Annotated in this window: 4 protein-coding genes; all 4 read right to left on the bottom strand. The window is 67.7% G+C overall.

Features of this window, described 5'->3' with window-relative positions:
* Window positions 1-162: 162 nt before the first annotated feature.
* Entirely contained in the window at window positions 163-1,047 is an 885-nt protein-coding gene (locus CCN56_RS11665) for a LysR family transcriptional regulator (protein ID WP_107484134.1), read from the bottom strand.
* Window positions 1,048-1,306: 259 nt separating this feature from the next.
* The gene (locus CCN56_RS11660; protein ID WP_086826207.1) at window positions 1,307-1,945 is read right to left on the bottom strand and encodes an HD domain-containing protein; all 639 of its coding nucleotides are present in this window, start codon (window positions 1,943-1,945) and stop codon (window positions 1,307-1,309) included.
* A gap of 315 nt (window positions 1,946-2,260) precedes the next feature.
* Entirely contained in the window at window positions 2,261-2,782 is a 522-nt protein-coding gene (locus tag CCN56_RS11655; protein ID WP_086826206.1) for an SMI1/KNR4 family protein, read from the bottom strand.
* A gap of 13 nt (window positions 2,783-2,795) precedes the next feature.
* Window positions 2,796-7,604 (bottom strand): RHS repeat-associated core domain-containing protein (locus CCN56_RS11650; RefSeq protein WP_306300600.1); only part of this gene is annotated, 4,809 nt, incomplete at its 5' end.

Raw genomic sequence — 7,604 nt, 5'->3', positions numbered from 1 at the left:
GCCGCTTCCACGGAGCGGCCGCGGCGCTGGACGCTCGGCACCATCGACGAGCGCCTGGAGACCGACGACCCCTGGGGACGGGAGCTGCGCCGCGGCCGCTCCGTGGAAGCGGCCCGTGGACGGCTGGAGAAGCTCTGAGGCACCCGCACCCGGCACCCGGAGTCAGGTCCAGTGCTGCGCCGTGCGCAACAGCTCGCTGTGGATCCGGGAGAGCCGGTAGTCCTGGAGGGCCCCGTTGCGCACGGCCAGGTACAGGGTGTTGATGGGCGGGACCTCCGGCCGGACCAGGGGGACGACCGCACCCTCCGCAAGGGCCTCCTCGCACAGGCAGCGGGGCAGCACGGAGATCCCGGCACCGGCCGCGACCGCCGCCAGGATGGCCCGGAGGTCGGGGACGACCGCCCCGATGTGGATGTCGGGGTCGCGGTCGAAGACGACGCGCCAGTACTCCCGTACCAGCGGCAGCGTCTCCGCGTACGTGATCAGCACGGCCTTGCCCAGTTCCCGGCCGGTCCCCGTCCCGGGCCCGTCGGGGAACACCTCCTCGGCCAGCCGCGGGGAGGCGACGAGCACCAGCTCCTCGTCGCACAACGGCGTCGCCTCGATCCCGCGCCGCCGGGGGCGCATGGTGGAGATGACCATGTCCAGGAAGCCCTCGCCGAGCCGGGACAGCAGCTCGTGACTGACCCCGGTCAGCACCCGTACGTCCGTCCCTTCAGCCACCAGCCGCGCGAGCGGCGGCACCACCCTGCTCGCGGCGAGTTCCGCGGTCGTCCCGAGCCGCAGCGGGCGGTTCTGGTCGACGGGCGTGAAGTGCCGGTCGATCGCCGCGTTGAGCGAGATCATCGACTCCCGCACGTCCTGGGCGAGGATCGTCGCGCGGGGGGTGGGAACCGTTCCCCGCGTGGTGCGTTCGAAGAGCCGGTGCCCGATCTCCAGCTCCATGCTTCTGATCTGCTGGGTCACCGTCGGCTGGTCACGCCGAGTTCGCGCGCCGCCTTGGTGAAGGACCCCGTGTGGTAGACCGCCATGAAGGTCTGCAGCCATGCCAGTTGCATCACGTCGCCGGCCCCCTGTCTCCGGCTCCTCGCATGGCGCGCCGTTCGGCGTGGTCCATGCCTGCCCCGACGGCCCGGGGACGACCGGGACCGCCGAGAAGTGTACGAGCTTGATCATCTTCTTCGGGGGAGATTCGGGGGGAGAACGGCCGTCGAGTGAATGAGTACGCCGAGGGCCGTGTCGATCGGCGGATCGGCGACGTCTGCGCGGTCCTCTCCTACACGGTCCTCTCCTACGCGGTCCTCTCCTACGCGGCCCAGTCGGAGTTCTCGATGACCTCGACGAAGTCCGGCCGCACATAGCCCTCGGTGAACCTCGCCAGGACGTCGGCCTTGACGTTGCCGAAGGTCGTGGCCGGACGGCGGGTGATGCCGTCGTTGAAGGCCTGGAGGATCCGCCGCTTGAAGTCGGGCCGCGGGTGGGCGGCCACCACGGCCGCGCGGACCTCGTCGGACACGTCGTGATAGCCGATGCCGAGGACGTCGAGCTCGACGCCGGCGGTCACCAGGGCGATCTCGGGGGCCATCCGGGAGGGGATCTCCGGGGTGGTGTGCAGGGCGATCGCCTCCCAGGCGATACGGGCCCGGTCCTCGTCGACGCCGTGGCCGATCAGGAACGCGCGCGCCTCGTCCGCGCCGTCGATCTCGAACCGCTGGTCGTTGTCCCGGTACGGCTCGGTCAGCCCGAGGTCGTGGAACATGGCCGAGACGTAGAGCAGTTCCGCGTCGAAGGCGAGGCCGCGGTTCTGCCCCTGGAGCGCGCCCCACACGTAGACGCGGCGCGAATGGTGGTAGATCAGGTCGTCGGTGACCTCGCGGATGAGGTCGGTGGCCTCCTTGGCGATCCGGCTGTCCGGGATCCTGACGCCTGCGATGTCCGAGCTCATTTCCATTTCCTTACGGTGAGGGCCGTGGCGGCAGTCGGCGAATGCGGTGTCCGGGCGATCTGCGAAGAGATCCGCGAGAACCGGAAAGGTCTCGCTCGCGCCTTGCGGTGATGACGGAAAGCTATGCGATCGCTTGACGCGGATTCCAATAGCCGATGGCGAGGGGGGCCATAGGCGGAGCCGTTCCCGAAGGATCTCCATGCCCTGGCATCGCCGGTCGATGACCGGCGAGTAGCACTCCCCGGCCTGCGGCCGAACCGGAAACGACAGGAGCCCCGCCACTCGGTGGCGGGGCTCCGTCGATCCCGTGCGGGATCAGGGAAGGAACTCGTAGGACGGTCCGTCAGGCGCACGGTCGCGGGCGCACAACGTCACGTCCCTCCCCTTGAGATAGGCGAGCAGCCACTCGCCGAACGTCATCTCGTAGAGAGTCCATGACGGACTGTCCATCTCCTGGACCAGGACGCGCCAGGGCGAAGAGGGCTCGTCGGGGACGCGGAGGAAGACCATCTCCCCCGTCGTGGCCGTCGCCACCGGCAGCAGTTCACCGGGGCCCGCCCCTGCCCGACTCGGCAGGAACTCGGCCATGTCCTCCTCGCGCCAGAACTCGAGGTCCTGCTTGATCATTGTTCCCAGATCGTGCAGAAGATGACCGGCGGGGTGCTTCAGATACAGCTGCCCGTTGATCGAGATCGAACCGTAGGCATCCACGATCTCGTGGAAGTCCGCGGGGAATTCGACGCCGAGCTCCTGCTCGAGCGCCGTCCACGGCGCCGGGTCCGACCAGTTGAACCGGGGTTCGCCCAACAGGGCCCGTATGTCCGAAAGCGTTGCCACCTCTAAGCCCCTTCTAGCAGGTCGAGCCGATGCCGGTGCTGGAGTTGATCGCCGTGCAGGAGTACTGCTCCACGATGTCCCCCTGGGGTCCGTACGCGGTCATGCCCACCTGGACGAGCGTGGGAACGGCCGAGTGCGGGTCACCGTAGATGGGCACGACCGACATGAACAGTTTGTTGTCACCGGTCAGGTGCTTCCAGCCGAAGGCTTCCACCTTGCTGGCCATCCTGGCGTTCGCCCTGCCGTGCAGTGCGACCAGGTTCCGGATGTCCCCTCCGGTGCCCTTGCCCCAGTAACCTATCAGGTGCCCTGCCTGCGGGTTTCCGCCGCCGGCCGCGATCTCACCCATGCCGTCCGGCTGGACGGAGGGCTCGCACTCGGGGCACTTGGGCAGACCGCCGGCACCGGTGCGCGACCTGCGGTCGGCCTTGGTGAGGAACGCCCAGGCACCGGTCGCCCGGCAGCCCTTGTTGCCCTGGTGGTCGGTGTACTCCTCCAGACCGCCGTAGACCCGTCCGCCGTCGATCAGCGGCATCGGGTCGCACGTCGGGTTGTTGGTGTCCGTGGTCCGCGGCGCGGGCCGGGGCTGGGGGCCCGGCGACGGCTGCGGGGTGGGACTCGGTCGCGGTTCGTTGCTGGACGAGTCGTCGTCGTCGGAGTCGACGTCCGGGGACGGCATCAGCATGCTGCCCAGGGCCGTCCCCGCGTCCCGAAGGTTCTGCTGGCCCTGCGGCGTCGCCGCGTACAGGGCGGTGACGAGCGCCGCCCCCGCCCAGTAGATGGCCGGGATCGCGAAGAGGAAGTGGCCGTCCAGCTCGACGAGGCTGGTGGGGTTGCCGCCGCCGAAGGCGTACCGGTTGTTGGTGTACGGGTCGGCGCCGAGCTTCATGTCGGCGAGGGCGCCGTTGTACATGTCCCGGGTGGTGAAGCGGTTGAGGCCCGGGTTGTAGTCGCGGAAGCCCATGTCGTACGTGCCGGACTGGGCGTCCCAGCGCTTGGCGTTGTACCGGTAGGGGTTGTACTCCTCCTTGGTGGGGTCGGCCGCGTCGGGCTTGTCGATGCCGGTGAACTCGGTGGCGTCGTTGTTGCCGTAGGCGGTGTAGCCGTAGGTGGCCTTGGTGTCGCCGTTCTTGTCGGTCAGCGTCTCGACGTCGGTGTGGCTGTTGTAGCCGTAGTAGCCGTCCTCGGTCGTGCCGTCCGCGTTGTGCTTGGTCTGCGAGAGGCGCTCGCCCCACGGGCTGTACTGGAACGACTTCGTCAGCGCGCCGGCGACCTTCTCGTCGAGGACCTCACCGGACAGGCCGAGGTACTCGAAGTCGGTGGTCTTGCCGTCCGCCGTCTTCGACGCGGTGCGGTCCAGCGGGTCGAAGGTGTACGTCGTCGACTTCATCGCGCCGCCGGCGTCCAGCTTCTGGGACTCCACGACGTGGTCGAAGCCGTCGTACACGCTCCGCTCGATGACCTTGCCGCCCGAGCTGACCGACTGCTGACGGCCGAACGGGTCGTAGGCGTAGCTCGCGCCGACGCCTCCCGTCGAGGTGCTCAGCAGCCTGTTCCGGTCGTACTGGAACGTGGTGGTCGCGCCCTTGACGGTCTGGCTGACGACGTTGGCGTTGTCGTCGTGGACGTACGTCTCCGTCGCGGCGCCGTTGCCCGTCTTCACGGACTTGGCGAGCCGGTCGGCCGGGTCGTAGGTCAGGTCGGTCGTGGAGTCGAGGTACGCCGCACGGTTGTCGGCGTTCATCTTCCTCGCGACGTCCTGCGACTTGTTGCCGTTGGCGTCGTAGGAGTACGTGTGGGAGGCGACGAGCGTGGTGCCGTCCGCCTTCTTCTCCGTCGTCGACTTCAGCGCCGCGTCGAGGTAGTAGGTGTAGTCGACGGTGTTGCCGTTGTCCTTGGTCTCCTTCAGCTTCTGGCCGCGGTCGGTGTACGTGTACGAGGTGACCTTGGGGTCGCTGTCCGTCGCGGACTTGCCGACGGACACCGACTTGACCTTCTCGCGCAGGTCGTAGGTGTACTTGGAGAACTGGCTCGGGTGGCTGACCGTCTCGGACTGGCCGTTGGCGTCGTACGTGTACGACGTCGCCTTCTTCTCCACGCCCGCCAGCGACTCCGTCACCTTCTGGACCTGGTTGAGGCCCGTGTAGGTGATGGCGTACGCGTCGACCTTCGTCCCCGGCGAGCTGTCGCCGATGGTCGTCAGGTTGCCGTTGACGTCGTAGGAGTAGGTGAAGGTCCGCTTCTCGTTGTCGGTCTCCGCGGAGTTGTCACGGACCAGCTTGACCCCGTCGGCGACGACGGTGCCGCCGCTGTTCTGGTCCAGCTTCAGCTTGGTGTCCTCGCCCTGCTTGAGGGCGTAGCTGCCGAGACTGACCCAGGTGCCGGTGCCGGCGTTCTGGTCCTTGGTGACCGCCGGTTCGGTGGTCGTGCCGTGGGTGAGCGTGTACTTGGCGGTCGTGGCGGCCCCGGTCACCTTCGGGTACATCACGTACGCGGTGTACGTGCCGTCCTTCGGGATGTCGAGGGACCACGTGAAGGCGTCCGTGCCCGCGCCGGCGGCGTGGGTGCGGTGGTCGTATCCCTGCTGCCCGGTGATGTCACCGGTGGCCCAGGTGCCCGTGGCGGTGATCGCCTGGGTGTCGGAGTTGTCCACCAGGACGACGGACTTGCCGACCGGAACACCGTCGTCGGAACGGGACTTGACCTTGCCGTCCGGGTAGAACGACCACGTCATCGTGCGGTTGGACGAGCCGCCCGCCGACGTCAGCGTCCTGGCCGTCTGCTGGCCCAGGGCGTTGTAGTCGTAGGTGGTCGAGATGGACCACGGGTCCGTGGAGCTCTTCGTCCAGCCGTTGTCGAAGTAGTCGACCTTGGCGACGTTGCGGACCGTCTGCCCCTCCGAGGGCGGCATCGAGGTCTTCGCGACCCGGCCCACGGCGTCGTACTCGGTCTCGGTGTAGACGTTCGGGTCGTTGTAGCGGGCGTCGGCCGGGTCGTACGGCTGGTACCGGCGCTTCGGCCGGTTCAGCGCGTCGTACTCGGTGCGGGAGGTGAACGCCGTGGTCGTGCCCGCCTCGACGGCGCGCGGGGTGATCACCTTGGTGGTGTTGCCGACCTGGTCGTACTCGTACCGGGTCGTGCGGTAGACGATCGGCGAGGTGCCGCTGCGCGGGACCTTGACCTCCGTCTGCTTGCCGCGCTCGTCGTAGCTGACGAGCGTGGTGTTGTTCTCGGCGTCCGTCGTGGAGACGACCAGGTTGTCCTTGTCGTAGGCCTTCCTGGTGGTCTTGCCGGCGGCGTCCGTGACCGAGGTGGCACGGTGGTTCAGGTCGTACGCCGACAGACTGGTGTAGTCGGTCGTGTCGGCGGTGTTGTTCTTCTTCGGGTCGACGACCTTGATCGTGTTGCCGACGTCGTCGTACTCGTAGCTGACCTTGTCGCCGTTCGCGTTGACGACGGAGGTGAGCTGGTAGATCTCGTTGTAGTAGTTGGTCGTGACGAAGTCCGACGCGTCCGCCGTGGTCAGCGTGCCCTTCGGCTCGGTCGTCGTCAGGAGGTTGCCGACCTTGTCGTAGGTGTACGTCGTCTTCCGCTCGTCCGACGTCGGCGTGTACTTCGGCTCGGTCGCCGAGGTCATCTGGTCGGCCGCGTCGTAGACGGCGGTCGACACCGCGCCGTTGGGCGCCGTCGACGTGGTGACGTTGTCGTTGGCGTCGTACACCGGGGCCGGAGCGGTGATCAGATCACCGGCGGCCTGGTCCTTCGGCTCGGTCTTGACCAGCGGACGGCCGTAGACGTCGTACGTCTGCGTGGTCTTCTTGCCGAGGGCGTCGGTGACCTGCGTGACCTGACCGCGCTCGTCGTAGACGAACGTCGACGAGTTGTTCAGCGCGTCCGTCATCGTCGTCGGGAAGCCCGTGGGCCCGAAGCCGCTGTTGGTGTCCGCGTTGCCGTTGGCGTCGACGGCCCGGATCAGCTGGCCGTACGTGTCGTACTCGTACGACGTGGTGTAGTCACCCGCCGTCGCGGTGGCGACGCCCTTGGGGTCGGTGACCGTCTTCAGGTTGCCGAAGGCGTCGTAGCCGAACTGCCACTTCCGGCCCTCCGGAGAGGTCTTGGTGAAGAGGTCGGCCGAGTAGCCGTCGGCACGCGTCTGGTACGCGTACTGCGAGGAGTTCGCCGGGTAGACACCCGGGGCGCACTCGCTCTGGGCCGGCACGCCCGCCTTGTTGCTCTCCGCGTCGCGCTTCCAGAGCGGGAAGCCCGTCTTCTGGTCGTAGCAGTACGCGGTCTTGGCGCCGTTGGCCTCCTCCGTGTACGTGACGTTGTTGTCCGCGTCCCACGACAGCTTCATCGACTGCGACTTGGCGTTCGTCGACCGGACGGCACGGCCGAAGTCGTCGGTGACGTAGTCGGAGGAGCGGGACTCGGCGTCGGTGACCTTGGTGGCCGTGAACTTGGGATTGCCCGAGTCCACCGCGTACGTGAAGCCCGTGGTGCCCTGGAGACGGTCGGTGATCGTCTTGGTCCACCAGTGGTACTTCGGGTCGTCACCGGTCTGCGGGTAGTTGTACGCCAGCTGCGTGGCGTTCCCGCGCGGGTCGGTCGCCTTGACGAGCTTGACGTTCTTGTTGCCCTGGGTGGCGTCGTACTCGAAGGCGAAGACCTTCGGCTGGGTGGAGCCGGCGCCGTCGGTGATCTTGGTGAGCAGGCCCTTGTCGGAGTACTCGAAGGTGACCTTGCGGCCGGAGATGTCGGTCATCGACTTGATGTGGTCGATGATCTTCGGGTTGGAGCTGTCGGCCTTGGAGTAGTACTCGAC

Source organism: Streptomyces sp. NRRL B-24572 (genome assembly GCF_002156145.1).
GTDB classification, from domain to species: domain Bacteria; phylum Actinomycetota; class Actinomycetes; order Streptomycetales; family Streptomycetaceae; genus Streptomyces; species Streptomyces vietnamensis.
Note: the sequence above shows the minus strand (reverse complement) of the source record. Positions and strands in the feature narration are given on the sequence as shown.

Bases quoted from the DNA above. Each gene is read 5' to 3' on its own strand.
- CCN56_RS11665 (WP_107484134.1), bottom strand. From the start codon at position 1,047: ATGGCTGCAGACCTTCATGGCGGTCTACCACACGGGGTCCTTCACCAA.
- CCN56_RS11660 (WP_086826207.1), bottom strand. From the start codon at position 1,945: ATGAGCTCGGACATCGCAGGCGTCAGGATCCCGGACAGCCGGATCGCC.